General features: G+C 61.1%; 19 protein-coding genes and 3 pseudogenes. 10 read left to right on the forward strand and 12 right to left on the reverse strand.

Annotation, left to right across the window (positions count from 1 at the left end; translation table 11 throughout):
* From YU9_RS43070 to YU9_RS0132140, 4 genes are all read right to left on the reverse strand, one after another.
* Positions 1–957, reverse strand: coding sequence for an ABC transporter substrate-binding protein (locus tag YU9_RS43070; RefSeq protein WP_051380588.1), 957 nt, complete (start codon positions 955–957; stop codon positions 1–3).
* 284 nt (positions 958–1,241) lie between these two features.
* Positions 1,242–4,595 carry an adenylate/guanylate cyclase domain-containing protein gene (locus YU9_RS0132125; protein WP_027576477.1) on the reverse strand — a complete coding sequence of 1,118 codons (3,354 nt, stop codon included), beginning with the start codon at positions 4,593–4,595 and terminating at the stop codon, positions 1,242–1,244.
* Between the two features lie 389 nt (positions 4,596–4,984).
* On the reverse strand, positions 4,985–6,334 hold the full coding sequence (locus tag YU9_RS0132135; protein ID WP_027576478.1) for an adenylate/guanylate cyclase domain-containing protein: 1,350 nt from the start codon (positions 6,332–6,334) through the stop codon (positions 4,985–4,987).
* A 256-nt stretch (positions 6,335–6,590) separates the two neighbouring features.
* A complete protein-coding gene (locus YU9_RS0132140) occupies positions 6,591–7,328 on the reverse strand; it encodes a hypothetical protein (RefSeq protein WP_027576479.1) in 738 nt (245 codons plus the stop codon).
* Between the two features lie 261 nt (positions 7,329–7,589).
* On the opposite strand from YU9_RS0132140, the gene YU9_RS0132145 reads away from it, so the two are divergent.
* Complete coding sequence (locus tag YU9_RS0132145; RefSeq protein WP_027576480.1) at positions 7,590–8,336, forward strand: sulfite exporter TauE/SafE family protein; 747 nt, start codon at positions 7,590–7,592, stop codon at positions 8,334–8,336.
* Positions 8,337–8,457: 121 nt separating this feature from the next.
* On the opposite strand, the gene YU9_RS44795 is transcribed toward YU9_RS0132145, so the two are convergent.
* The 3 genes and pseudogenes from YU9_RS44795 to YU9_RS51225 form a co-directional block, all read right to left on the reverse strand.
* The gene (locus YU9_RS44795) at positions 8,458–8,652 is read right to left on the reverse strand and encodes a hypothetical protein (protein WP_051380589.1); all 195 of its coding nucleotides are present in this window, start codon (positions 8,650–8,652) and stop codon (positions 8,458–8,460) included.
* A 48-nt stretch (positions 8,653–8,700) separates the two neighbouring features.
* A complete protein-coding gene (locus YU9_RS48310) occupies positions 8,701–8,934 on the reverse strand; it encodes a hypothetical protein (protein ID WP_027576481.1) in 234 nt (77 codons plus the stop codon).
* 28 nt (positions 8,935–8,962) lie between these two features.
* Positions 8,963–9,271: pseudogene (locus tag YU9_RS51225) on the reverse strand (hypothetical protein); the annotation flags it as partial.
* Between the two features lie 119 nt (positions 9,272–9,390).
* On the opposite strand from YU9_RS51225, the gene YU9_RS0132160 reads away from it, so the two are divergent.
* The 4 genes and pseudogenes from YU9_RS0132160 to YU9_RS51230 all read left to right on the forward strand — a co-directional run.
* Positions 9,391–9,612: a hypothetical protein gene (locus tag YU9_RS0132160; RefSeq protein WP_027576482.1), complete on the forward strand. Its 222-nt coding sequence runs from the start codon at positions 9,391–9,393 to the stop codon at positions 9,610–9,612.
* A 339-nt stretch (positions 9,613–9,951) separates the two neighbouring features.
* Entirely contained in the window at positions 9,952–10,137 is a 186-nt protein-coding gene (locus tag YU9_RS48315; RefSeq protein ID WP_027576483.1) for a hypothetical protein, read from the forward strand.
* An 88-nt stretch (positions 10,138–10,225) separates the two neighbouring features.
* Positions 10,226–10,375, forward strand: a complete 150-nt coding sequence (locus YU9_RS49320; protein WP_198028335.1) for a hypothetical protein — start codon at positions 10,226–10,228, stop codon at positions 10,373–10,375.
* Between the two features lie 989 nt (positions 10,376–11,364).
* Positions 11,365–11,451, forward strand: a pseudogene (locus YU9_RS51230) (hypothetical protein); the annotation flags it as partial.
* A 206-nt stretch (positions 11,452–11,657) separates the two neighbouring features.
* Here the strand turns inward: YU9_RS51230 and YU9_RS51235 are convergent.
* Positions 11,658–11,990 carry an excalibur calcium-binding domain-containing protein gene (locus YU9_RS51235; protein WP_371259232.1) on the reverse strand — a complete coding sequence of 111 codons (333 nt, stop codon included), beginning with the start codon at positions 11,988–11,990 and terminating at the stop codon, positions 11,658–11,660.
* On the opposite strand from YU9_RS51235, the pseudogene YU9_RS43085 reads away from it, so the two are divergent.
* Positions 11,877–12,218: pseudogene (locus YU9_RS43085) on the forward strand (DNA ligase); the annotation flags it as partial. The gene YU9_RS51235 and the pseudogene YU9_RS43085 overlap by 114 nt on opposite strands.
* On the forward strand, positions 12,215–12,361 hold the full coding sequence (locus YU9_RS49325; protein ID WP_164939228.1) for a hypothetical protein: 147 nt from the start codon (positions 12,215–12,217) through the stop codon (positions 12,359–12,361). The pseudogene YU9_RS43085 and the gene YU9_RS49325, both read left to right, overlap by 4 nt.
* Before the next feature lie 440 nt (positions 12,362–12,801).
* Here the strand turns inward: YU9_RS49325 and YU9_RS0132190 are convergent, their stop codons facing one another.
* Positions 12,802–18,672: an AAA family ATPase gene (locus YU9_RS0132190; RefSeq protein ID WP_027576484.1), complete on the reverse strand. Its 5,871-nt coding sequence runs from the start codon at positions 18,670–18,672 to the stop codon at positions 12,802–12,804.
* A gap of 1,092 nt (positions 18,673–19,764) precedes the next feature.
* Between YU9_RS0132190 and YU9_RS0132195 the strand changes: the two genes are divergently transcribed.
* The 3 genes from YU9_RS0132195 to YU9_RS0132205 all read left to right on the forward strand — a co-directional run bounded on the left by YU9_RS0132195 (position 19,765) and on the right by YU9_RS0132205 (position 22,860).
* Complete coding sequence (locus YU9_RS0132195; protein ID WP_027576485.1) at positions 19,765–20,217, forward strand: (2Fe-2S)-binding protein; 453 nt, start codon at positions 19,765–19,767, stop codon at positions 20,215–20,217.
* A 1-nt stretch (position 20,218) separates the two neighbouring features.
* Positions 20,219–22,534, forward strand: coding sequence for a molybdopterin cofactor-binding domain-containing protein (locus YU9_RS0132200; RefSeq protein ID WP_027576486.1), 2,316 nt, complete (start codon positions 20,219–20,221; stop codon positions 22,532–22,534).
* A 65-nt stretch (positions 22,535–22,599) separates the two neighbouring features.
* Positions 22,600–22,860, forward strand: a complete 261-nt coding sequence (locus tag YU9_RS0132205; RefSeq protein WP_027576487.1) for a hypothetical protein — start codon at positions 22,600–22,602, stop codon at positions 22,858–22,860.
* 57 nt (positions 22,861–22,917) lie between these two features.
* Here the strand turns inward: YU9_RS0132205 and YU9_RS0132210 are convergent, their stop codons facing one another.
* From YU9_RS0132210 to YU9_RS43095, 3 genes are all read right to left on the reverse strand, one after another.
* Positions 22,918–24,645, reverse strand: a complete 1,728-nt coding sequence (locus YU9_RS0132210) for a methanol/ethanol family PQQ-dependent dehydrogenase (protein WP_027576488.1) — start codon at positions 24,643–24,645, stop codon at positions 22,918–22,920.
* A gap of 84 nt (positions 24,646–24,729) precedes the next feature.
* Positions 24,730–25,314: a ubiquinol-cytochrome c reductase iron-sulfur subunit gene (locus YU9_RS43090; protein ID WP_036018665.1), complete on the reverse strand. Its 585-nt coding sequence runs from the start codon at positions 25,312–25,314 to the stop codon at positions 24,730–24,732.
* Positions 25,315–25,426: 112 nt separating this feature from the next.
* Positions 25,427–25,705 carry a hypothetical protein gene (locus YU9_RS43095; RefSeq protein WP_156952260.1) on the reverse strand — a complete coding sequence of 93 codons (279 nt, stop codon included), beginning with the start codon at positions 25,703–25,705 and terminating at the stop codon, positions 25,427–25,429.
* Positions 25,706–25,945: the final 240 nt, after the last annotated feature.

The raw sequence follows: 25,945 nt of genomic DNA on the forward strand, positions 1-25,945 counted from the left end.
TTATTCGATCACCTCGTCGGCGCGCGCGAGCAACGCTGGGGGCAGGGTCAGGGCGAATGCTTTCGCCGCCTTCAGGTTGATCAGGAGTTCAAATTTGATCGCCTGATAAATCGGAATGTCACCCGGTTTGNCACCTTTCAGGATTTTGTGCACGTCATCGGCCAAATGCCTGAACAGCTCCGANAGATCGAGGGCATAACCCATCAGCGCGCCGGCTTCGACGTAATCGCGGTAAGGACATATCGTCGGCAAACGTTTTTTCTCGGCGAGCTCGGCGATGAGCTGGCGGTTGGCGTAAAGGTCGCCCTCTCCGCTCACCAGCACCGCGTCCGGCCGTTGCTCCGCTATCGCATTGAAGACGCGCTCAATCTCCGAGGGGCTCCCCTCCTGCGGAAAGACAAAAGCCAACGAAACTCCCAAACGCGCGGCGGTATCCCTCAGGATTTGCCCCACAGACCCTTCCCATCCGCCGCGCATCCCCAGGAATACGGCCTTCTGCATCGAAGGAATGGCCTCTTTCAAGAACTCCAACCGCTTGCCCCAGATCTCGATGCCAGCATCAAGCGTGATGCCGGTGAGGTTGCCGCCGGGCCGGTGCAGGTTGGTCACCAGTCCCGCCTGCAGCGGATCCAGCATGAAAGCAACAATCGGTATCGTAGTGGTTGCGGCCTTGAACACGGTTACGACGGGATTCGTTCCGGTGACGATGACATCCGGGTTGCGAGTCACGATTTCACGGGCCACTTCGGCATAACGGTCGTGACGTCCCTCGGCCCAGTAGCGTTCGATGATCAGACTCCGTCCTTCCACGTAACCCAAACGGCGCAACTCGCCGAAAAAGGCGCGCCATGCGCTGCCCCCGCCCGTTTCAGTCAGGAGCGCGGGCGGGATTGCCGGATGGAACATCGCCATCCGCGGCGGTCGCGCCGCTTGCTGCGCGCGCGCCGCCAACGGCATCGCCGCCGCTCCGCCAGTATCGTGACAAACTCGCGCCGTCTCACTCGACTCTCTCGTGCACGGTGACGAGACCGACAATATCAGATGATCTCGCGCATTGCGCGCCCGGCAATGCTGCGTTGCGATGGGTTACCGCGCGCAAGGACCGCTGCGGGTCAAAATGCGAAGACCTCAGAGTGAGCAAATCCAGTCCGCTCCGTCCTACTAAGCGGACCTTAACGCCTTGTGCCGCGACTTCGCTGATGGGCCAATACCGGAACTCACTGGTCATTTGGATTGCCTCATCACGCAAGCTCGTCAAGCAGCGCCTTGGCTTCCTTCAAGTCGCACGTCTCGAAGCCTTCCGTGAACCAGCCGTAGAGCGGGGTGATAAGATCGCGGGCATCCCGAACCCGATTCCGTTTTTTCCAGAGGCGAGCAAGACTGACGGCAGCTCGGAGTTCAAACGATTTTGCCTGTTGCTTCCGGGCCAAGTTCATTGCTTGCAGGAAGCACTCCTCGCACATGTTTATGGGCTCATCTAGTGACAGACCTATTTCTCCTTCCGTTCTATGTAGCTCCGCTTCCCAGAAATGTTCTTTGGTCGCTGTCACATGATTTTTTGAGTCGCGCAAAGCCCGCAAGCTTGCCTCATGATCGCCGATCCTTGCGCACATTATCGCTAGCAAGCAAAAATAATGCGAGAGATGATATTCGGTCCCGATCTTTTGCAGTTTCGCTATTCCCTCGCCACACAGGATGATCCCCCGTTGAAGTTGACCACTTTGAGCCAGCGCCCAGCCTGCCAAGACAGTTGCATGCGCATTCCAGGTTGGCAGTTGATATCGTTGAGAGAGCTCGATGGTCCTCTTGACGAAACCATTGAGGCCCTCAAGGTCACCAAGTAATTCGCTCAATTGGGCCCCGGCAAAGAAACAAGCAAATGCACTGCTGTTCGCGTGATTTAGTATTGGCGCCAAACTGAATACCTCGTTCCGAACTGTCGATGCTTTGTCTGGATATCCCAAAATCCAAAGCGCCAACGCACAAAATGACCCGCCCGAAACAGCCGGATCGACCACGTACTGGGAAGCCAGGGCGCGATCCCGCTCTGGGTCATGGAGCCGAAGAATCGGTTCAAGATGCGCTTTGGCATCCGCAAATCTTCCGAGCTGGAGGAGTGCACTGCCCATTGCGCGGTGCGCTACTAGCAGCGCAATACGATCCCCCCTGTTTTTGGCTACCGACCAACAGCGATCAGCCATGCCCAGTCCATCCAAGGTCTTCCCGCGGTTGATGCAATAGATGGCCTGTCCAAACAGGACCGGTAGAAGGTGCTCTGGGTCCCCCAGTTTCTCACATAGCTCAGCCGCCCTTGCACGCGCAGTGGCTACCTCTGGGCTCGCCCAGCCGTGCGCTGCGACCAACGGCGTTCCTAAGGCGACCTGGAATTCGAGCTCGCTCTGATCCCGCTCAATCGAGTCTGGCAATTTCAATAGCAAAGCCAAACCTCGGCTGAGATGCCGCAATGCCTCTGCGCTTGCCGAGCGTTCCGCGGCACGTCGGCCAGCTTTCAACCAGTACGAAATGCCGGGCTCGACCTGTCCGGCTTCCGTGAAGTGATGAGCGACAAGCTCCGGCTCCGCTTCCGCGCGTTCGGGAAATTGATGCTCCAAGACATGCGCCAGCTTGCCATGCAGCGTTGAGCGCTTGCTGCGTAGCAAGCTACTGTACGCCGCGTCTTGAACCAGAGCGTGCTTAAACAGGAAGGTTGGTCGCGAGGCTGTTCCGCGACGGAGGATCAGTCCAGAGTGGACGAGTCGTTCCAGTGACCTTTGAAGTGCCTCGTCTCTGTCTCCTGAAACAGCAGCCAGAAGCTCATATGAGAACTCCCGCCCGATGACCCCTCCGGTCTGGGCAACCTCCTTGGCGACACCGAGTCGGTCCAGCCGCGCCATCAGGGACGCATGCAAGCTTGCGGGCACCGCGAGGACCGGCAACGGAGCTGCGAGGAGGGTCCGCTGCTCTGCGTCCTCGCCTCCGGCCTCCAGCACCGCCTTCGTCATCTCCTCCACGAACAGGGGGACGCCATCGGTGCGCTCGATGATGTCCTGCCGAACGCTTTCCGGCAGCAGCTTGCTGTCGACGATTTGGTCGATCATTGCGCTGGCTTCGCACTCTGCCAGTCGATTAATGGTGAGAGCCGTTACGTGCGGCTGAGCGAACCACGACCGCTCGAATTCTGGCCGGAACGTCACAAGCACCAGAACGCGAAGGGTGCGAATTCGTTCTACGACCCGATCGAGCACTTCCAAGCTCGTCGGGTCGGCCCAGTGAGCGTCCTCGAAAATCATCAGCACCGGACTTTGACATGTTAGCACCTCCAGCTGTGAAATAAGAGCCTCCAGAGTTCTCTCACGACGTTGCTGCGGGGCGAGCTCGAGCGTGGGATAGCGGCCATCGTTTGGTAGCGACAGCATAGCGGCAAAGAGCGCGGCATCCTCGATTGACGTTGAGGTCCGCGCGAGCACCGTATCGAGCTTGTCGAGCCGGCTTGCGGGTTTGTCGTCGCGCGCTAATCCTGCGGCATGCTCCATCTGTCCAATGATAGGGTAAAGCGCGCTGTCGGTATGCTGCGCAGAGCAGAAGTAGCGCAGGCGCGTGTGCCGCTCGACGGCGAGGTGTTCCAGAAGCGCCGCGCTCAGTCGCGATTTGCCGATCCCGGCTTCGCCAGATAGCAACACCGCCTGGCCTTCCCCGGTTTTCGTTCTGCGCCAGCGGCGCAAAAGCACCTCAAGCTCTTCTTCTCGTCCAACCAGTGCAGTTAGGCCGCCGGGGTGCATCGCTTCGAACCGGCTCTCGATAGAACTTGCCTGCAGCACAATGAAAGCTCTCACCGGCCTCGCAATTCCCTTGACGTCCTTTGGTCCGAGGTCTTGTAGTTCAAAGAGATCGCCGAGAAGCCTGCGCGTGCTCTCACCAATTACGACCGTGTTTGGCTCGGCAATGGCCTGGAGGCGCGCCGCGAGGTTGGGCGTCTCGCCGACAATACCCCACTCCCGCGCTTCTCCGGACCCGATCGAATCGCCAACGACAACCAGTCCCGTGGCTGCTCCAATCCGCACCTGCAGCGGCTCAGGAGCCGAGAGGGCAGCAACCGCATCGATCAGCGCTACGCCGGCCCGAACTGCACGCTCGGCGTCATCCTCATGGGCTGCCGGATAACCGAAATAGATCAGAACGCCATCGCCCATGTATTTGGCGACGAACCCTCCGAAACGGCACACCGTATCGGCGACGCACGTCTGGTAGGCCGAGATGACCTCGCGCAAGTCCTCAGGGTCCATACGTGCCGAGAGCGCCGTCGAACCTACAAGATCTGCGAACATGACTGTGACTTGGCGCCGCTCAGCGCTGTCGGTGCGGGCTTTGTCGGTTACGGGAGAGGTCTTGGATAGGGGCGTTGGTGCGCTCGCTTCAGCGCGCAAGGCACTGATGGCCTCGAGCAGCTTACGACGATGCCCGACGAATTCGACACCAAGGTCCTTTAAATCCTCCGAAGTCAAGCTCGGCAGGACCGTGTCGTCGACCTTATTCTCTCGGAATGCCGCCTCGTACTGTTCGAGGCCAAGCCTCCGTAGCCAACCTTCGACGTCCATGATGGCGCCCCAGGGTACGCTTGGCGCCGCATGATCCCTCAAGGGAGATAGCCTGTCTAGGGTGCCGTCCTCTCGAAATGACCGGTTTGGGTCACAGGCGGAAGACCGGAACTGGGTCGACAACCTTCCGTTGTCCTCTTGGAAGCGGGCCTTGCTCCGCGCTCAGCCCAGGGCAGCTTCGGGCCAGAAGCGGTTATACCGACGGCGCGAGCTGATTAGATTTGAGCCGGGCAGAGGCGCATTAAGCCGCCGCACGATCTTCCTTGTCCGCCTCGCGCATCGCGTTCTTGAGCGCATCATCCGGCGTAGGCCGCTGCAGCGCCTTCGCCGGTCTTGCGCCGACTAGCGTGAGAGCACCCGTGCCCAGCCAAAGCAAGGTATCGAGTTATCTACGCGCTCACCGCAAAGAGATCCCAGCGTCCTGACAAGCCCTTGAACTCGTGCGCCCCGCGCTCGGAGAATTTCAGCCCGGCGCCCGCGACGAGATCGGTGACCACGCGCGAGACCAGGACTTCGCCCGCCCCGGCGTGCGCCATCACGCGGGCGGCGGCGTGGACCGCGATGCCGCCGATGTCACCGTCGCGCAGTTCGACCTCGCCGGTATGGAGACCCGCCCGCACCGGCAACCCCATGCGGGCTGTTGCGGCTTCAAATGCCAGCGCGCAACGGATCGCCCGCCCCGGTCCGTCGAAGGTGGCGAGGACCCCGTCGCCGGTCGTTCTGACCAGATTTCCTCGATGCTGCGTCACGATCCGTTGCGCCGTGCGGTCGTGCTCATCGAGCACCCGATGCCATGCCTGATCGCCTATCTCGGCCGCGCGCCGGGTCGAATCGACGATGTCGGTAAAGAGCACCGTCGCTAATACGCGGTCGAAATCGGGCACGGTCATCTCCCGATGGCCGGTGACGAACTCTTCGATATCGCCGCACAAGCTCGGCCAATCACCCGCGAAAATGAGGTGGTCACTGCAATCGCCATACTCGATGAATTTCGCCCCTGGAATTCGCGAGGCCAAATAGCGGCCGTTCTCCACCGGCATGGCCGCGTCGCTACGTCGGTGGAGCACCAAGGTCGGAACCCGCACGGCTGACAGCACGGGCCGCACGTCAATCAGCGCATTTTGCCGATACATCGCCCGGAGGGCGCCGGGGCTGAAGGTGAGGCGCTCCAGTTTGCCAAGCTGACTGATGAGATCTGGCGTCCTCGCGAGGCTAGGCAGGGAGATATTACTGGCCAATGTGCCCGTTCCCCAATGCGCCACAATATCCTCAACGCGCCGCGCCAATTCCTTCTCGGTGCGGATGAACGGATAATCGGGCGCCGCGGTGAATCGTGCGAAGCCGCCGTAAAGAATAAGATGCGAGGTGCGCTGCGGGTAGGTCGCGGCAAACATCACGCTGATCGGCGCGCCTTCGGAGCAGCCGAGCAGAGCCGCGCGCGTCGATCCGATGTCGTCCATGATCGCACGGATATCGTCCATGCGCTGTTCGAGAGACGGCACGCCGAAAGCTCGATCTGACAGACCTTGGCCGCTCTTGTCGAAGGTGACGACCCGCGCGAACATCGCAAGGCGGCGCAGGAAGTCGGTGTAGCCGGGTATCTCGTGCAGGAACTCCACGTGAGTGATCATTCCAGGGACGATGACAAGGTCGATAGGCCCATCGCCCATCGTTTGATAGGCGATGTTCAACTCCCCGCTTCGGGCGTAACGCGTCACCGGAAGATCGAGAGTGCTCATCGACCACACCAGCAGTCAGAGAGACAGGTCCGATGTAGTACCCCGTGCAGGGCCATGCTCACCTCCCCTGGTCTTACGCGGGTCAGTGTATCACTTATAGCGGGGCCGAGATGCCGGCCTGAAGCTGGTGTGGGAGAGGGTCGGCTAAGGCAGCTTGATTCAAGTAACTGCATCAAAGGACCGCTCCGGGTCAAAACCGGTAAGGCTCGGAACGAGCACATGATTTCTGCTTCTCCTCCAAAGCCGACGTGTCCGCTCAAACTGGAGCGTGGTGGTCGCCGCTGCCGCGCCGCTGTTCCGAGGGGGCCTCGGTCATCGCCTGCTTACCACGCGCAATTCCGCGACACATGCCGGCGCCGCGCCGCTCGATCTCCGCATACGGGATTTCTTTGCAAGCGAGCCGCGCCCGCGCCTCGGGATTGAGAAAATAGATATATCGCGTCTGGTAGCCGTCGAGCGGCGCGCCCTGGCCGGACCATGAACCTCCGGTCTTGGCGAAATGAGCCGCCCGGTTCTTTCCGGTCACTTGCGTCATCTTGTGCGTGACCGAGCCGTCGGGCAGTCGCAAAAGGCTTTTGTTCAACTTGATCCCTGTCAGGACGAAGCCGGCCGCGCGATAGATCGTCCCGTCGCCGCACTGGCATCCATCGGCGAACGAGATCACCCATTCGATGTGCGGATAATGCTTTTTGATCATCCGCAGGGCGATCGAGAGCGCACGGCTTTCCGAATTCCTCGGCAGCGCCTCCGAGAACGCCAACCGGTTCAATTCGAGAAAGCCATTCCATGTGGTATCGCGCACGAGCCCGAGAATGTTGCTATTATCCATTGACGGGCCGAACGTCATCGCGCCTTCGAGCCGGCCGTTCAAAAAGACGCCGAGCGCGAGGAAAGCGTTGTTGACGGTCTTGTGGCTGTAGTGCAGCCGAGTGATCAGCGCGTCTGCGTCTTTCTTCGAGATGGGCGCTACGCGGAGATTCTTAGCTTGTCCCATGGCTAGTCACTGAGTAGCGCATGATTCGAGGCTCCGGTTCGGGAGTTACAGGCGGCACCATCAACCGACAACGTCCCACCGCGGAGACGCCAATTCTCTGAATTCACTTCAGCTTTTAGGCATGGCGGATGTTGCCGGACTTGCCGCTGGTTCGACCGGGTCGAGAATGCCCCTCTGCGGGTGACCGGATGTGTCAGCCTCAATAACAGCGAACATTGATCGAAGACTGATAGTATTGCCTCCATCGTCGGAGGTAATTCTGTGGACATCTGGTGGCTTTTGTTCGCCGCGGGGTTCGTGGCACAGCTGGTCGACGGTGCGCTTGGTATGGCCTACGGCGTGCTGACGAACACCGCGCTGTTGGCTATAGGCTTGCCGCCGGCACATGCTAGCGCGCTGGTTCATACGGCTGAAGTCTTCACCACGAGCGCATCGGCGGCTTCGCACATCTATCATCGCAATGTGGATTGGCGGATGGTGGCGCGCTTGGGCGTGACAGGAGTGTTGGGCGCGATTTTAGGCGCCTGGGTTCTATCGAACATCGAAGTCACAGCCGCGCGCCGCTTTGTCTACGCCTATTTGCTTATCATGGGACTTTATATTCTCTGGAAATCGCGCCGGATCACGCCGACACCACGAACTCCCGCAGGCTGGGCTGCAGCGCTCGGATTTGGCGCAGGGTTTCTCGATGCGACTGGCGGCGGCGGGTGGGGACCGATTACAACAACAACGCTCGTGGGGTCAGGGCACGCGCCGCGCTACTCCGTAGGCTCGGTCAATACAGCTGAGTTCTGCGTTACCGTCTCGGCGGCAACCACTTTTTTCACGGAAATTGGTGCCGTGCCTCTGGAACACCTCATTCCACTCGTGCTTGGCGGCGTGCTCGCTGCGCCATTCGGAGGCTGGTTTGTGAAGCATGTCCCAGCTCGGGGTCTGACCACGGCCGTAGGCGTGCTGATCGTGACGCTCTCTCTCGTGCAGCTTTTCCGCGCGCTCCGGTCCACTTAGTGCGCTTTTCGTCTGGGGAAGTAGCCGACATTATTCGTACAGGCAGCTAGTCCAGTTACCTTCATTTGGTCGATATCGGGGCATAGTGGACATCGCGTAAGCCGCACCAATCAGACTCGATTTATGAGACGCGCTCTAGATATTCGGCGCAGATCGCGGCGAGCGCATTGCCTTGGGGCGATCGATTGGGGGTGTTCGGCTCACGTGGTTTGGTCGCCGTGGCTATCGCGCGCTCGACGATCCCGAATTGATCGCCGTACAGAATGAACGTCATGTCGCGGAATGGCGACCGATCACCGTCCGGCAATTCCGGCATGTGCTCAAGCTCGCCGACGCCGACGGACAGCCGTGATAGCTCGTCCTCTTATTTTATTCCGGTCAGCGCGATCTCGAAATCGCCCTCGACGAGGTCGGCCAATTCGAGCCGCAACAACTCGTCATCCCAATCGCTGGCATCGGTCAGCCGATTATCGGCGATGACATAGGTGCGCTTTTGCTGATCGGTCCATCCGCGCGCCACGATGACCGGGACCTCGGTAAATCCCAGCAGCTTGCCGGCGGCGAGGCGCCCATGACCGGCGAGAACCCATGCCGTCATCGGCCGCGAGGATCGGCATGGTCCAGCCCCATTGCCGGATTGACGCGGCGATTTGCTCGATCTGCTCGGCCGAATGCCGGCGCGAATTGCGCTCATAGGGCCGTAAACGCTCAATCGGCCATGTTTCCACGGCCGGCTTGCTCGCCAGTGCATCCATGATTTGCTGCCTGAAGGGCCGGTCTATAGCCCGGGAAAGCCCGTTTTTGCGAGAAACCAAAGGCCGAAAACGCCGCCGCGAAATCTCCGCAAAGCGGGCGGTCCCGCGTACCCGCGCGCCCTCCGGATCGGTAGGACCCGATGAAAGCGGGGGGCTCCGTTTGTTCTTCGCGCCCGCCATCTCAGTAAAGCTACTGAGAACGCATCATCGGCAGGTGCCCACATTCCGGCGCGCAGGCGACGCCTGCCCGGTTCCATGTTAGTTATTCCGGATCATCGGCAGGGCTTTGGAGGGCGAGCATGGCGATTTACCTGCACTTACAAACCCACGGGATGGCACCGAAAGAGATTGCCTCTATTATCAAGGCTTACGAGCAAACGTTACGTACCCTCTGTGTTAAAGATCGCGATGATCCGCTCACGGAATTGGTGGCGAAGACAATCATCAAGATCGCCCAAACCGGGATCAAAGACCCTGCACAGATTTCAGCGCAGGCGATCAGCGAACTCGAAATGCGGTAGGCATGTCGTGCCTAACGCGCTTGGAACCTGAAACATTCCCAACGTTGGCAGGTTGGCTCTTGGGCTTCGGGGCTTCGCAAGGTGCGAGGCACGCAATGACCCCTGTATCGCCGGGAGACGCAATTCTCACTGTCACCATTATGGGCGTCACTTTCCTGATCGAGGTCGCTTTAATCGGGATGTTTTGAATGGGCTCCACGGAACCCATTTAGCTTGCGACCCCGGTTGGACCGCTCCCGGCCAGTAGTTCGTTAACCGATATCACCGGCCAACTACCCTGGCGGCGGTGGCTGAGAGAGCGAACATCGTTCTCCCGCCAAACGTACATAGGAGAGAGCGATGCATCGCAGTCCGCACACGTTTCGCGAACTCTTGTCCGCTGAAAAAGCTCGCCTCGAGGTGCAACTGGAAAATGCGAGCCGACAAGAACAGCGCGAATTGATCGAGCGGAGACTGCGCCAGATCGAAACGGTGTCTCGGATGGACAGGTGGATGGCGTCGGCTGAATTGCAGCCACCCCGTTAGGCACCGCCTCAATTCCGGCCAAGATTTTTCAAAGTTCCCGGCAACTATCGGCCTCGTTCGGCGTCATTGCTCAATTGCGGAGCGCGTGATGGACGACGACGAGGAACAGCAAGAGCTTCAAAATCAGATCATGCGCTATCGCATGATGGAGCGCGACGTCACCGATCCGCTCGCACTCGGGCTCTTGCACGAAATCGTCGCAGAATTAGAAGCGGCGCTACAAGCTTCGAACGAGTAGCCGGATGCAACCTTTCGCATGCGCCTCAACGGCGCGGTTTTGCTTTTGCCGCACGCTGGGATTTGCGTCTTAAGGTTCTCCGGTTGTTCCGGCTCAGGCTTCAGTGCCGCCCGCAGTTTCTCTCCAGTTTCTTTAGCAATTGCTCGACTGTGTTTGTGGTCTATGTCAATGCGAGGCATAACGACACCTCTGGAACGTACCTGCCCTTCCCGCAGCTTCTCCGTCTGTGAGTACGGCTGCCCATTCCTAAAGGAACCGGAGACCGCCGCCTTTGGCTATCTGCGCGAGTGCTTGCATTCAGAACAGCGGGCCGCTCGCAGCGACCTTTGGCTATCCCGCGACATGCGCCGTGTTAGTACCGGCGAGACGTCCCGATCAACGCGAGCAGGGCTTGGTGTTCGGGTCCGTTGTCGCCCGCCCGCAGGAATTGTCCGAGCTCGGTGATGGACGCCCGTCCGCCTGAGCTGGCGTTCGGCTGATGCGCAACCGTCGGGCGTCCGGAGTGCGGATGGCGGACTAGCCGCGCGGATGATCTAGGTCGAGCCAGTTCGGCGGCTTAGCTCAACTGACGAGTTGGTTTGGTTTGAGCACCCACGGAAGTCATTCGCCGCGCTAATGATGCAAGTTTCCAGCGCTGGTGGGGGCGCAACGAGCGGCTCGGCGCCAGCCCGGCCGCCGTGGCCGCTCTCATGCGCATGAATAGTCAGATCGAAATCAGCGGGATTCTACCCGCGGTCCGGGTGCCAACTCTCGTGATTCACCGGACTGGAGACAGGGCCGTCAATATCGAGGGAGGTCGCGATGTAGCGGCACATATTCGGCACAAGGAGGGGGTCACGTCTCTCAACGTGTGTATCAGGCTCGATCCCCGCGATCCCTATCTGGCAGTCCGCTTGTTGCACATCGCGTGCGGTTTATATTTCTGCGGCGAATACGAGGCTTCGATCGAGGCCGCAAAACGCCTGATCCGGTCGTATCCCAATTTTCCGATGATCTACCGCTGGTCCGCGGCGGCGCTGGGCCAGCTTGGCCGCACAGCGGAAGCGAAGGAAGAACTGGAAAAGGCCGTCTCGCGCGCTCCGGGGGCATTAGATATGTATGTCCGCAACAGAGCTCCGTGGTTTCGTCCAGAAGACCACGCGCATCTCGTCGACGGTCTGGGTAAGGCCGGATGGAGGGGTGAGGCTGCATTGAACTGCGGGCCATCCCTTCTGTTTGCAGCGAGCTGTTCGACCATTCCCGCACGACGTCTCTTGTCGGATTGCCAAACGTCCGATTCGGGTCATTCGCGTCGATTTGGCCGCGTCGCCATCACGTCCGCTCTGGCCTCGGCTGCTGACGTGCCGGGCGCCATCAAGATCCGGTCTGCCCCCGTTGCAAACGAAAATGGCCGAGCAGCAGCTCCCCGCCGTGACGGCCATGGCTCGCAAGAAATTCCATCCCCGTCGCGATCGTGGTGCTTCCAATAGCCGGGCTCCCCCGTCTCGCAGGTGCCAAGCCCGGCATCAGCGACTTCAACGCGCTGCACAGCCGGCAAGACGACCACGAGGTGCAGCTTTACGCCTTCGATATCCTCGCGATGGGCGGGGATGATTTGCGGTCCCTGCCCCTCCACATGCGCAAAGCAAATCTGCAGCAGCTATTGGCGCGCAGGCCGGACGGGATCAGTGTCGCGCCGTTCGAACGCGTTGAGATCGGGCCCGACCTGTTTCGCGCGGCGTGCCGCATGGGCCTGGAGGGCCTGGTCTCCAAGCATCGCGATCGGCCATACCGTGGCGGCCGGCAGAAGTACTGGATCAAGGTGAAGAACCGGAGCCATCCCGCGATGGAGCGCGAGCTATGACAGTCTTCGTATACGTCAACACCGGCAAGCAGGCTGGCGATAAGGACCACGTTAAGGTGTTCGCTAACCAGGATGCCGCAGAGAAATGGTTCGAGGAAAACGACCCTGAGGGCGTAGCGTTCGAATATGAGGTTCTCGAATAAACGCGCATGCGCCGACGTGGATGCGCCTTCTGCCGCCATCTGACTTGACGAAACCTCTTGAAACGCGCGGCCGGACCATACATCGGGTCAGAGGCAGCCCTCGGCAGCTTACAAGATTTTGGTCGGCTCACCTCCCGAAAGCGACCGTCGCCGCGCTCTGAACTAAGGTCAGTCACGGGCCCAATAGGCGACATCTCAGCCGGACATGAACGAGGCCGCCAACTGTGGCGGCCCCGGGAGGCTGGTCGTGATCGCTGTCAGTCGTTGCAACATGGCGGCTGACGCTTGAACTCGATGTTCTGAATGCGGTGCTCGGCCATGGGCTTTCGTCCTTCGAAAGCCCGGCAAATTCGCCCCTGTCCGGCCCAGGGCCCACTCCAGATTGACACTTCTGGCGTGAACGCCGGAGCGGGGTCTCAAAAGCAACCCATGCGGGATGGTCACGACGCGCTGCCCGGGTGGGCTGGCACCGTGAAGTGGAAAGTCGCGCCATGGGGCGCATTGGAGGTCACCCACAGGCGCCCGGCATGCGCTTCGATGATCGAGCGGCAGATCGACAGTCCCATCCCCAGACCGCCAGGCTTCGTCGTGTAGAAGGGGTCGAAGATGCGCTTGAGAGCGTCCGGGGCCAATCCTGGTCCCGAATCCTTCACCGCGACGATAATGCCGTCAGATTCGGCCCGAGCGGTCGTAATGAGCACGCTTCGCGATCCCCTTGCGACCGTGCCCATGGCTTGGATGGCATTGACCATCAGGTTCAGGATCACTTGCTGCAATTGGACGCGATCGCCTTCGACGAGTGGCAAACCGTCTCCGAGTTCCGTCTGCATCGCGACGTCGTTCTTCACCGCTTCGCTGCGGGCGAGCTCGATCACGCCCCGGATGGCCTCGTTGATATCCAGGCGATCCTTCAGCGGCGGTGCTTTTTTGATGAGATCACGTATCCGCCCGATGATGTCGCGGGCTCGATCAGTGTCGTTCACAACATAACCGAGCATGTCCCTGGCTCTCCCAACAGCCGGCGGGTTTCTGTCCAAGAAATGCAGGGCGGCATCGGCATTCATCGATGCGCCAGCGATCGGCTGGCTTACTTCATGGGCGATCGAGGCCGTGAGCTCACCCATGGTGGCGAGGCGGTTCGCATGCGCCAATTCCCTTTGCACCTCCCGCAAGGTCTCTTCGGCCCGCTTGCGCTCGGTGGTGTCCCGTCCGACGCCGCGGTAACCGATGAAGCGCCCTGCATTGTCGAGGACCGGCAGTCCCGAGATGGACACGTAGCGTTTGCCGCCGTCAGGCGTAGGCCGCGCCAGCTCGAAATCACGGAACGGCAGGTGGGCATCGAGCGTCTCCCGGTGCTTGCGCCAGGCTTCCGCGTCAGGCTCCAAATAGGGCACTTCCCACCACGTCTTCCCAATTTCAGAGCCAGGCGCCGGCGCGTCGGCAAGACGTTCGCCGAACTCCTGGCGGGTGAAGCGATGCTGCGCATCGGATTCCCAGTACACGTCGAAGGAGAATTGTACAAGGGTGCGAAAGCGCTCCTCGCTCTGCCGCAGTGCCTCTTCCGACCGCTTGCGCTCCGTCAGGTCGACGACAAAGGAGACGCCGTAATCTCGTCGCTCGTCGAATGCAGCCATGCCGATCAACACGGGCACGCGGCTGCCGTCCTTGCGGAAATATTCCTTCTCGAACGGCTGCACGCTCCCCATCATCTTTAGCTCCGGGATCCACAATCGCATGTGGCGGTCGAGCCACTCCGGCGGTGTAAGGTCAGTCCAGCGTAGACGTCCCGAAATGAGATCCTCGCGATCGTATCCTACGATGCGGAGAAACGCATCATTCGCCTCCAGAATCCGACCTCCAAGCTCCCAGATGATAATCCCGATGATGTTGGCCTCGACCAGGCGCCGAATCCTAGCCTCGCGTTCTGCGAGATCCTGGTACAAGTGAGCATTCTCCAGCGCGATTGCCGCCTGCGAGGCGAGCAGCTTTAGCACCGCGATCCGACCCGGCGCGAAGACATGCGCAGCCAGATTGTTTTCCAGGTACAGCACGCCGATGAAATTGGCATGAGCGATCACCGGCAGGCCGAGAACAGAGCGCGCTTGGCGCTGAATGATGTAGGGATCCGCTGAAAACGGTTTCTGGGCTGCGGCATCATCGAGAATGATGCTCTCCCGCGTACGCAAGATGTAGTGGAGGATCGCCTCCGGCAGGAGCGCTGCAGTCACGGGCTCGTCGCGCAGCTGCACGACGACCGTGTCGCCGTCGGTGGTCGCTTCAGCGGCAATTCGCAACTCGGTCCCGTGCGACAGAACCAACAGGCCGCGCTCGGCGCCCGCGTGTTCGATAGCGGTGCGCATGACGGTGATGAGCAGCTTCTCCCGGACGATTGCGCCCGAGACCGCTTGCGACAACTTGATGACGGTGGCGAGGTCGAGCTGCTCCAGGGGGGTTCCGATCGTGCTCGTCGGGCCGAGCGCCGCTGTTTCCTCTGCCAGATGGGCATAGACGCGGTCGAGTTGCCGCACCTTGCCATCAGCCCCCCACCGCAAATAGGCACGCCGAGCGTCGGCCAGGTACGCACGAGCGATTCTCTCAAATCCGCGGGCCGCGTAGAAGCGTGCGGCCAGTTCGTTGGCAAGCGCGTCGTTTTGAACAAAGCCATTGGCGCGGGCCGAGCGGATAGCGTGTTCATAGAGGCGCTCGGCATCGAGCTCGCGGCCCTCCAAGCGGGCGACCTCCGCCTCGACCAGCGCAGCGCGATTCTCGAAATTCTCCGGACAATTCTTTGCCCAGATTTGGATCTGTCGCCGGTGCCCCGCCAGTGCCGCGAGGTACTCCCGGTGCTGGGCAGGCGCGGCGGAGGCGCAGGCCATCGCGAGGGACAATGCACCATAGAATTCGTATTCGGCAGTTTCGAGCTGCGATATAGACGTCCACAGCAGCCGCTGCGCCCTTTGTGACGCCTCAATCGCAGCCGCGTAGTCGCCTGCAAAAAAGCGCGCCTGCTGCTTTCGGATCCAATACCAGCAGTCCGCTCGCATGAGGTTGGCATTCTCGGCGAACCGGCGCTCCGTCTGAAGCTCTTCAAACTGCTCATCGTCGAAGGAGCCGAATTTCGACGTCAGCCCCCGCAGGGTCCGGATGAGCTGCAGTTGGCTGACGACAACGTCAACGACCAGCCCGAACTGTGCCGTTTTCGCAAACGCGAGGCCACTCTCGACTTCGCGTTGCACCTCGGCGAGCGGGTCACCAGCCACGAGCAGATTCGAATTCAGATTGACGCGGGCGTACGCGGCGAACGTGAGGTCGCCTGTTTTGTTTGCGACGTCGAAAGCCCGAAGCAGCGCATCACGCGCACTCCGGACATGTCGCGTCCATGGCGCGAGGTGCGCTCCGAAGAGCATGTAGGTCTGCGCATGAAATCGCGTCAATCCGCGCCGTTCGACCAATTCATATCCGAGCAGACCAAATCGAAATCCCGCCTCGTAGTCGCCGAAGCGAGGACCGGCAATCATCCCAAGCCTCATATAGGCAACGCACGAGGCATCGCAGTTTCCGTGCTCAAGGCTGAGATTAACCGCTCGACAAACGGTCAAGGAAAAGAGGTTCAAATCCGTGAATAGTGCAGGCGGCAGCAGCCTGGTCAGCACGCCCAGAGTCGCGAGAGACATCGGATCACTCATTAAGGGCAGATCGATCAGAGCTTCGATACGGCGCCCGCCAAGTTGGGACCGGACGCGGTCGTATTCACCTCGCGCCTCCTCGTCCGTCGGATGGGGTGGCCAGTCGATGGTCAGGTGGCGGAGGTAATCGAGAGCAACAGCAATTGCATCGCTACTCCGATCGAGCCTCGTGTACAGGTCGATGCGCAGGCATGAGACCGTGGCTAACTCGACAGGGCCGGCCGCACGGGCTGAGAGAGCCATCAGGCGTCGCTCCGCTTCCGCCAGCGCACCGGTCAGAAACTCGCATTCTGCCCGGTTGATCTCCAGCGAGAAGACAAGTTCATGCCTGCTCTCCCAGCAATCCTCCGGCAACAGGGCCGCGCCGGCATTGAGATAAGTCAGTGCCGAATCATAGGCGGTAGACACTTTGGCGCGCTTGGCTGCGAGCAGGTTGAGTTCGGTCAGCTTCGCTTGTTCGTCTCGTGAGGTGATCAACGCAACGCCGCGGTTGAGCTGATTGACAATGTCGAAGATCACGTCCCCGTGTTGCTCTGTGGGAGTATTCGCCGCGAGCAGCCGGCCGATGGCGAGATGGGCTTCCGCACGCTCGGCTTCCGGTTTGCTTGAATAGGCGGCTTCCTGCACCCGGTCGTGGGTGAATCTGTAGTAGCCTTGCCGTCGCTCGACCAGCTCCTCGTGCGCGGCTTCCCACAGCGCTGCGTCGACTTCAGCCGCCGATCTTCCCAGAACAAGGGCCAACAGCGTCATCGTGGCGGTGTTACCGAGACAGGCGAGCTGCTGCAACGCTGCCTGCGTGTTGGCCGGAAGGCGCGCGAGTTTGCCGACCATGAGGTCCAGCACATGGTCGGTATAGCCCTTGGCGCGAATGAGATCGAGATCCCACGACCAGCACGATGACGTATGATCGAACGCAAGCAAACGCTCCTCGACGAGCTCGTGGAGAAACTGGATGGCGAAGAACGGATTGCCGCCCGCTTTCTCCTGCACTAACTGCACCAGGGACGCGGCATAACTCGGCTCGCAACGCAACGAGTCGGCGATCAGCTGCCCGACATGCTCGGTGGCAAGCGGCGCCAGCGCGATCTCCTCAACGATGCCGCTGCGGTTCTTGATGGCGGCGATCTTGCGCCGCAGAGGATGCGCGGCATCGACCTCGTTGTCGCGGTAAGCGCCGATCATCAGGAGATGGCTCACATCCGTCTGAGTCAGCAGATCCTCGAGCAGGTCCAGCGTCGCCGAGTCGAGCCATTGCAGGTCGTCGAGGAATAGCGCCAGCGGATGCTCCGGTCGCGCGAACACGCCGATGAACTGCCGCACCACTTGGTGGAAGCGCCTTTGCGCATCCTGCAGAGCCAGGTCGGGTACCCGCGGCGGCTCGCCGATGATGAGCCTCAGCTCGGGGACGAGGTCCACCAATAGCCGGCCGTTCGGGCCTAACGCCTTGTGCAGGGCATCGCGCCAGGGCGCCAGCTCGACCTCGCTCTTCGCCAGAAGGCCCCGGAGCAGGCTGCGGAACGCCTGCGCCAGTGTGGCATAAGGAATGTCGCGCTTGTATTGGTCGAATTTGCCGTCGGCGAACAGGCCGCGCGAGGGCACCAGCACCTTGTGCAGCTCGTTGACGACAGCTGACTTGCCGATGCCGGCATATCCCGAGACCAACACCAGCTCAGGCGTCCCGCTCTGGACCATGCGGTCGAAGGCCGCGAGCAAGACTTCGATCTCTCGCGCGCGCCCATACAGCGTCTCGGGGATGAGCAGCCGGTCCGGGATGTCGCGCTCGCCCAGGGGGAAGTCGTCGATCCCCTGCCGAGCCTCCCAGGCGGCGAGGCAGCGCCGGAGATCGCTCTCCAGACCGGCCGCGGTCTGATAGCGCTCCTCGGCGGTCTTGGCGAGCAGCTTCATGATAAGGGCCGAAAGGAAATTGGGCACTTGCTTCCGACGCTCGGCGGGCGGCACAGGCCTCCTGGCGATATGGCAGTGCACCCATTCCATCGGATCGGCTGCGGTAAATGGGGGCGCCCCGGCGAGCATCTGATAGAAGGTGACGCCCAGCGCGTATAGATCACTGCGCGCGTCGATCGAGCGGTTCATTCGTCCGGTCTGCTCGGGTGCCATATAGGCGAGGGTGCCGGCGATGGTTTCAGGCGGTTCGGGTGATTGGCGCTCGCGCGGGAGTCGCGAGGCAATGCCGAAACCCGTGAGTCTGACTTCGCCGGTCGCGCGATTCACGATGATGTTGTGCGGCTTGATGTCTTTGTGCACGAGCCCACGCTGATGGACCTTGCCAAGAGCTGCCGTGATGTGGACGGCGAGATGCAAGAATGTTCCCACTTGCATGGGCGCTTGGAGCTGGCGCTCCAGCGGCTCGCCGCCGGGATCCTCGAGCAACAGCACGGGCCGGCCGCCCTCACTGACAAGTTCGAGCGGCCGCAAGGCCCACGCGCTGTCGAGTTCGTCCTTTAGTGCATATTCGTGAGCCAGGCGATCCCGGCTCGTTGATGGGGCGTGCTCAGCGGGAAGCACGGCCAGCACAGATTTGCGGCCACCATCGGAGCCCTGGCGCGATGCCCGGCAAAAGATGCGGTCGTCGTCCTCCCATAACACCTGGAAGTCGCTGTCCATGCGCGCCGAACCGAAAGACGGGGTTCAACTGCTGGCCTCTACGGCACCCGATGTCGGGTGGCGAGATACCTGTTGAGCTCGTTGAATAAAATCGAGCTTGCCACAGATGGAGCGGCGTGGCCAGCCGAGCTAAGCTCGACTAGCAACGGAGCGGTCCTGAATTCTCGCTGCCGATCACGTGCGGCGTGGTCCTACCGCCCGGAATGAACGCGACCGATCCCGATCGCGGCGTCGGCCGTGTCTCCCATCCGCTTCACGCAGATTGCCTGCCCGCGTTAGATCGGAAGAAGAGCGATTTCATTGGCGCCGCGCGATTCCAAGTCCTTGCGTCTACCAGTTCCGCCACGTCCGCGACCTTGATTTGATAACCTTTTTGCCCTTAGTTGCAATTGTAGACAGCCAATGCTTCGCATGCCCGACCTATTCCGGCCCTGGCGCTCGGATTAAAGGACCCAGGATTGGGCTATGAACTGCGCAAGCATTGTCGCAGTAAGCGTCCTGTGACTATGTCCTCTCGCAAAGGGCGGGCTCGCGCGGCTTGAGGCCATTTTGCCGGCACCGATGAAATGCATAGCGAGTTTGGGTGCGCACCCTTTCCTTACCGAGCCGTGCCTCAAGCCTTCGGGCGTCCCAGCCGGAATAGGCTGGTGACTTCGAGCTCAGAAGGGCTTACCGGCAGCCGCCTGAAGGTCAGCATCGTTCTTTCTCAGGCACCCCGAGGGTGGCCTGATCGTGCCGGGCTCCCGCTAAGCGCGAAGAAGCGGTCCCTGAGGTGGAAGCTCGTCCCTTGTGCCTGACCATGATCAAAAAAAGCCCAAGCAGGCGCGACGGTCGGAAAATGCAACAGCCAACAAATCGTTGTGAACCCCCTGCGGCTTTGTGATAGCTTCATGGACGTCCATACCTTGAACACAGCAAAAGCAACACAGGAGGATGGACGCCAGACACATACATTTAAACCAGCCTTCCACGGTGCCGTCCTTCAGCGAGCTCAGTCGTTACGCGCTGACCGCAAGGGTTCTCAGGAAAGCTCTTCTCGCTCATCTCGATGAGACGCTCCAGGCGGTTCCGTACCAAGAGGGAGAGATCATCATGATCAAGCTGAAGATTAATGGCCAAGAACAGAACTGGGGTGGCGATCCCGATCTGCCGCTACTCTGGTTCATCCGGGACGAGATCGGACTGACGGGCACGAAGTTCGGCTGCGGTCAGGCCCTCTGCGGCTCATGCACCGTCATCGTCGATAAGCAGGCGGTGCGTGCCTGCGTCACCTCGGTGTCCGACGTCAGAGATCGCGAGGTCACGACCATCGAGGGCCTTCACCCAACCGGCGATCATCCCGTTCAAAAGGCGTGGCGGCAGCTTAACGTCCCGCAATGCGGCTTCTGCCAGACCGGTCAAATCATGCAGGCTGCGGCGCTGCTGATGGGAAATCCTAAGCCGTCGCATGACCAAATTCGCGAATCCCTGTCCGGGAATATCTGTCGGTGCGGCTGCTACCAGCGCATCGAAAACGCCGTCCATCTCGCGTCAACGGGGGTGTGACATGAACATGCTCAACCATCCCAGCAAGCTTCGCGGCTTTGAGAAGCAGATCAAGATCGAGAACGTTTCGCGCCGCAGCATCCTCAAGGGGCTTGGGCTCGCCGGCGGCTTTGTGCTCGCCGCTCCCATTATGATGCGGCCGGCCTTGGCCTACGAGACCGGCGCCGGTCAGATGCCGCACGGCACCGTGGTCGATCCGCGCGTGTTCGTGTCGATCGCATCGGACGGCATTGTGACCATCCTCGCGCACCGCGCGGAGATGGGCACCGGCGTGCGGACCAGCCTGCCCATGATCGTCGCCGAAGAGATGGAAGCCGACTGGAAGCGGGTGCGCGTCCAGCAGGCGCATGGCGACGAAGCCAAGTTCGGCAACCAGGACACCGACGGCTCGCGCAGCACCCGGCACTATCTGATGCCCATGCGTCAGATCGGCGCCTCCGCGCGCACCATGCTCGAGCAGGCGGCCGCAAAGCGCTGGGGCGTGCCAGCCACCGAGGTGAAAGCCTCCAACCACGAAGTTGTCCATGGCGCGAGCGGGCGCAAGCTTGGCTTTGGCGAACTGGCCGCTGATGCCGCCCAGCAATCAGTGCCGAGCGTCGAAGGCTTGAAGCTGAAGGACCCAAAGGATTTCCGCTATCTCGGCAAAGGCGCGATCGGAATTGTCGACCTGCACGATATTACCACCGGCGCCGCACGCTACGGTGCCGACGTGCGACTGCCCGGCATGAAATACGCGGTAATCGCACGACCGCCGGTGACTGGCGGCAAGCTCGTCTCGTTTGACGGGTCCGAAGCCATGAAGGTGTCGGGCGTCGAGAAGGTCGTGGAAGTCAAGGGGTGGCCGTGGCCGTCCAAATTCCAGCCGCTCGGCGGCGTGGCCGTGATCGCTCGGAACACGGGGGCAGCGATCAAGGGGCGCGATGCGCTGAAGATCGTCTGGGAGGACGGACCGAACGGCAAATACGAGTCGGGCGCCTATCGCAAGGAGCTCGAAGAGGCCGCGCGCAAGCCGGGCCTCGTGGTGCGCAAGGAAGGTGATGTGGAAGCCGCGCTGAAGGGCGCCGACAAGGTGATCGTGGGCGAGTACTTTCTGCCGCACCTTGCTCACGTCGCCATGGAGCCACCAGTCGCGGTCGCTGACGTCAAAGGCGACAAGGCCGAGATCTGGGCGCCGGTGCAAAGTGCCGGTGGAACACGTGAAGACGTGGCCAAGACATTGGACATCCCCCAGGAGAACGTCACCGTCAACGTCACGCTGCTCGGCGGCGGCTTCGGCCGCAAATCGAAATGCGACTTTGCCCTCGAAGCCGCGCTGCTTTCGAAGGAGCTCGGCGCACCGGTCAAGGTGCAATGGACGCGGGAAGATGACATCCATAACGGCTTCCTGCATACCGTATCCGTGGAACGGATCGAGGCAGGGCTCGATAAGAGCGGCAAGGTGACCGCTTGGCGCCATCGCAGCGTAGCGCCCAGCATCGCGTCGACCTTTGCCGCCGGAACGGTGCATCAGGCCCCGTTCGAGCTCGGCATGGGGCTCGTCGACATGCCGTTCGAGATCGCCAACGTCAGTTGCGAGAACCCGGAAGCGGCCGCGCACACCCGGATCGGCTGGTTCCGATCGGTGTCGAACATCCCGCGTGCCTTCGCGGTGCAGTCGATGGTCGGAGAGATCGCGCATGCGACCGGCCGCGACCCGAAGGAGATGCTGCTCGAGCTGATCGGCTCGCCCCGCATCCTTAAGCTCGACTCGGTGAAGGACCTCTGGAACTATGGCGAGCCCTATGACAGCTACCCGATCGATACCGCACGGCTGCGCAGAGTGGTCGAGCTGGTGGCCGAGAAGGGCGAATGGGGCCGAAAGATGCCGAAGGGCCACGGCCTCGGCATCGCCGCGCACCGCAGCTTCGTCAGCTACATCGCGACCATCATCGAGGTGGCCGTCGACGACAAGGGCAAGCTGACGGTGCCAAGGGTCGACACGGCGATCGATTGCGGCACCTACGTCAACCCCGAGCGCATCCAATCCCAGATTGAGGGTGCTGCGATCATGGGCCTCAGCCTCGCCAAATATGGCGAGATCACCTTCAAGGACGGCAAGGTTCAGCAGAAGAACTTCGATGATTGCCCGGTGATCCGAATCGACGAGTCTCCGGCGGTGACCAACGTCCACATCGTGCCGCCGGGTCCCGATACGCCCCCGAGTGGCGTCGGCGAGCCGGGCGTCCCGCCCTTTGCGCCGGCCCTGATCAACGCGATCTTCGCCGCAACGGGGAAACGCATCCGGGCGCTGCCGATCGGTAAGCAGCTGGAGACGTGAGGCGGAATATTAGTGTACGGCTCGTCTCATCAATCTGAACGGTAAACTGAACAGGAGACGGACAAATGAAAGCCACCCCAGCGGTACTTGTGGCATCGCTATTGTCGGGCGCCCTTCTTCTGAGTGCTCAGGCGGCGAGCGCACAGACAAATCCGCCGCCCGCCACCGCCACCCGGCCGGAAGCGAATCCGGCCGGTCAAAGCTCCGTGCCCAGCAACGCTCCGCCCGCCACCACGACCCAGACCACCGGCGAGGCCAGCCGCGATCCGACGGTAAAGAAAATGAACGAGGACGAGAAAGCCAAGGTTGAGACCAAGGGTAAATAGACATGGAAGCGGCGGACCTTTTTAGTCCGCCGCTTCTCGCCTCGCGGCTTTACGCGGCTATTTCTGCACGGCGAACACCCAGACCACGCCGCCCTGCGGCACGTTGTTTTCCACCCCGATGTTTTGGGTCACGAGCGCATCCTGGATGCGTTGCCCGTCGACGCCCCAGCCGGACTGGATTGCGATATATTGCGTGCCGTCCACCTCATAGGACACCGGCATTCCCATGATGCCCGAGTTTGTCTTCAACTCCCACAAGAGTTCGCCGCTCTTCGCATCGAAAGCGCGGAAGTTGCGATCGTTGGTCCCACCGACAAAGACGAGATCGCCGGCGGTCGCGAGCACAGAACCGAACAGTTGCGACTTCGGGAACGTGTGCGACCAGACTTTCTTGCCCGTTGCAGGATCCCAGGCCTGCAATTCACCGATGTGTTTGGCGCCGGGACGGATCGTCAGACCGATATCCTCAGGCTTGGTCCCGAGCCACAATTCGCCGGGCTTCAGCGCAACCTTCTCGCCGGTGAAGCCGCCGCAGGTGTTCTCGTTGGCCGGCACGTAGACGTATTTTGTCCTTTGGCTGTAGGCCGCCGACGGCCAGTCCTTGCCGCCCCACAGCGACGGGCAGAACTCGACCCGCTTGCCGAGCACCGGCTTGTGCGCAGGGTCGACAATCGGCTTGCCGGTCTCGGGCTCGATGCCTTTCCAAACGTCGGTGTGAACATAGGGCCAACCGGCTACGTAGCTGATCTTGTCCGGCTTACGCTCCAAGATCCAGAAGATCGCGTTGCGCCCCGGATGAATCAGGCTCTTGACCGTGCGGCCATCTCTTTGCAGGTCGACCAGTATCGGTGCCTCTACTTCGTCCCAATCCCAGGAGTCGTTCTGATGGTACTGGAAATATGTCTTGATCTTACCGGTATCGGGATCGAGGCCGAGCACGGAGCTCGTATAGAGATTGTCACCCGGGTGTGCGTCCCCTGGCCACGGCGCAGCATTACCAACGCCCCAGTAGATGGTCTTGGTGTCCTTGTCGTAATTGCCGGTCATCCAAGCCGATCCGCCGCCGGTCTTCCAGTCGTCGCCCGTCCACGTTTCGCTGCCGGGTTCACCCGGCGCTGGAATGGTGAAGGTGCGCCACAGCTCCTTGCCGCTATCCGCGTCAAAGGCCACGACGTAACCACGGACGCCGAACTCACCGCCAGAGCCGCCGACGACGACTTTACCGTCCATGACGAGTGGCATCAGGGTGAGATATTGACCTTTCTTATAGTCCTGAACTTTGGTGTCCCAGACCACCTTGCCGGTCTTCGCATCGAGGGCAACCACGTGATCATCGGTTGTGGCCAGATAGAGCTTGTCCTGCCACAGACCGACGCCGCGATTGGTCGGATGCAGCTGAAACAAATCATCCGGTAGCTGGCGCTTGTAGCGCCAATACTCCTCGCCGGTCTTGGCGTTCAGCGCGATCACCTGCCCCATCGGGGTGGTGACGAACATCACCCCGTTGTTGACGATCGGCGGCGCCTCGTGGCCCTCGATCACGCCAGTGGAGAAAGTCCACACCGGCTTGAGGTTCTTGACGTTTGAGGTGTTGATCTGCCCGAGTGGACTGTAGCCCTGCCCGTCGTAGGTGCGTCGGTACAGCATCCAGTTACTAGGTTCCGGATTTTCCAGCCGGGCTTGTGTCACCGGGCTGTAATTTTCGATCGGACCGCCAAATGCAGCGGTTGACAAAAAGGTCGTGCACGCAACACAACCCGACAATAGCCATTGCCTTTTGGTCATGGACGTCATCTCCCTAAGCTATTTCTCTTGCCCAGCATTAATAATGGCATCATCTGAGGCACGGGAATCCGGTGCGACTACTCGTCACCCTCCTTGTTGAGCACCTACCTTTCCAACGAATGTTGCAGCTATGGTGAGTGAGCCGTCGGCTATTGCAAGCGGCAGCGGCGCCAGACGCCGGGGCGCTGGCCCGAACACGACTTGCGCGCTTTCCCGGGGATTGAACTCGGAATTGTGACAAAAACACTTGAGAACGTCTTTGTCGCCTGCGTCGGACTTCAGCCAGCCGGTGACAGAACATCCGGCATGAGTACAAATCGCCGAATAGGCTACAATGCCCTCAGCGGAGCGCGAGCGAGTCTCCTCATCCATCTCGCCGGGATCAAGCCTTATGAGAAGGATTTCGTTCAGCCGCGAGCCGTTGCGGACGACCGAAGTCTTTGCGTCCTTTGGCCAGGCATGCAGCGGCGCTTCACCGAGCTTCACGTCATCGGGCACGATGAGGGCGCCGGCGCGGTCACCCTCTGAGATCACAAGAAGATCGCCTTTCCTCGGCCGGTCGCTGCTGCCGGGCTGGTCTTCCTGCGCCGCAGCGAACCTCCTCGCTGTCAGAAACGCTCCGAGCGTAGCGAAAAAAAGCGAGCGTCGCGTTTGTTTCGGACTTCGCATTGTCCGTCTCCAGCCCCGCTGCAGCCAAGCACGTGTGGCTTCTCGAGCGAGGCGCAAGAGCAATGGACTACACGCCAGGCGCGCGGTTGGGCGCGCCTAGGCGAGGCTCAGCTCACCGCTGCTTTTCGCCGCTACCAGGCGCCCCCGTGGAGGTTCCACTGGTCGAGCCGGTTGTCGGCGGAGCAGTGTCAGTCTTTCCAGGGGGATGAGCAGAAGCACCTGGCTTTTCCTGCTCGCCGACATAGCCTGACTCGCCGGACTGGCGGGTCTTGAGGCCCTTGTCCGCCTCCTCCTGCATCTGCGGGTTCGGTGCCGTCTGCTGCTGCGCCAGCGTCGGCAAGGCGAACGTAGTTCCAACAGCTATAAGCATCGCAACGATTGTGGATCGCATGGCAGTCCTCCCCATCGCAGCGCGCACTTTGTACGACAACGAACGCACCCGCCCGCAAAAGTTTCCTTACTCATCATCCATATTTGCGAACGACGATCCGGCACAACGCGCGGCGGCCAGACACGGCTCAGGTCGCCAGTCAGTACACGCTCGATCCGAAAGACCTGCCGGAGAACCCGAAGTGCAAGCGCCCGGCACGCAGACCGCTCACGCAGCGGTCGAGGCTCGACCTCAATCCGG

This window comes from Bradyrhizobium sp. WSM1743, assembly GCF_000473065.1.
In the GTDB taxonomy this organism is placed as follows: domain Bacteria; phylum Pseudomonadota; class Alphaproteobacteria; order Rhizobiales; family Xanthobacteraceae; genus Bradyrhizobium.

What these genes read in the sequence shown, in the direction of transcription:
- YU9_RS48310 (WP_027576481.1), bottom strand. Translation starts at nt 8,934, where the DNA reads ATGACGGCATGGGTTCTCGCCGGTCATGGGCGCCTCGCCGCCGGCAAG.
- YU9_RS0132125 (WP_027576477.1), bottom strand. Translation starts at nt 4,595, where the DNA reads ATGGACGTCGAAGGTTGGCTACGGAGGCTTGGCCTCGAACAGTACGAG.
- YU9_RS0132135 (WP_027576478.1), bottom strand. Translation starts at nt 6,334, where the DNA reads ATGAGCACTCTCGATCTTCCGGTGACGCGTTACGCCCGAAGCGGGGAG.
- YU9_RS48315 (WP_027576483.1), top strand. Translation starts at nt 9,952, where the DNA reads ATGCATCGCAGTCCGCACACGTTTCGCGAACTCTTGTCCGCTGAAAAA.
- YU9_RS43090 (WP_036018665.1), bottom strand. Translation starts at nt 25,314, where the DNA reads ATGCGAAGTCCGAAACAAACGCGACGCTCGCTTTTTTTCGCTACGCTC.
- YU9_RS44795 (WP_051380589.1), bottom strand. Translation starts at nt 8,652, where the DNA reads ATGCCGGAATTGCCGGACGGTGATCGGTCGCCATTCCGCGACATGACG.
- YU9_RS49325 (WP_164939228.1), top strand. Translation starts at nt 12,215, where the DNA reads ATGACAGTCTTCGTATACGTCAACACCGGCAAGCAGGCTGGCGATAAG.
- YU9_RS0132205 (WP_027576487.1), top strand. Translation starts at nt 22,600, where the DNA reads ATGAAAGCCACCCCAGCGGTACTTGTGGCATCGCTATTGTCGGGCGCC.
- YU9_RS49320 (WP_198028335.1), top strand. Translation starts at nt 10,226, where the DNA reads ATGGACGACGACGAGGAACAGCAAGAGCTTCAAAATCAGATCATGCGC.
- YU9_RS0132210 (WP_027576488.1), bottom strand. Translation starts at nt 24,645, where the DNA reads ATGACCAAAAGGCAATGGCTATTGTCGGGTTGTGTTGCGTGCACGACC.
- YU9_RS43095 (WP_156952260.1), bottom strand. Translation starts at nt 25,705, where the DNA reads ATGCGATCCACAATCGTTGCGATGCTTATAGCTGTTGGAACTACGTTC.
- YU9_RS0132140 (WP_027576479.1), bottom strand. Translation starts at nt 7,328, where the DNA reads ATGGGACAAGCTAAGAATCTCCGCGTAGCGCCCATCTCGAAGAAAGAC.
- YU9_RS0132200 (WP_027576486.1), top strand. Translation starts at nt 20,219, where the DNA reads ATGAACATGCTCAACCATCCCAGCAAGCTTCGCGGCTTTGAGAAGCAG.
- YU9_RS0132160 (WP_027576482.1), top strand. Translation starts at nt 9,391, where the DNA reads ATGGCGATTTACCTGCACTTACAAACCCACGGGATGGCACCGAAAGAG.
- YU9_RS0132190 (WP_027576484.1), bottom strand. Translation starts at nt 18,672, where the DNA reads ATGGACAGCGACTTCCAGGTGTTATGGGAGGACGACGACCGCATCTTT.
- YU9_RS0132195 (WP_027576485.1), top strand. Translation starts at nt 19,765, where the DNA reads ATGATCAAGCTGAAGATTAATGGCCAAGAACAGAACTGGGGTGGCGAT.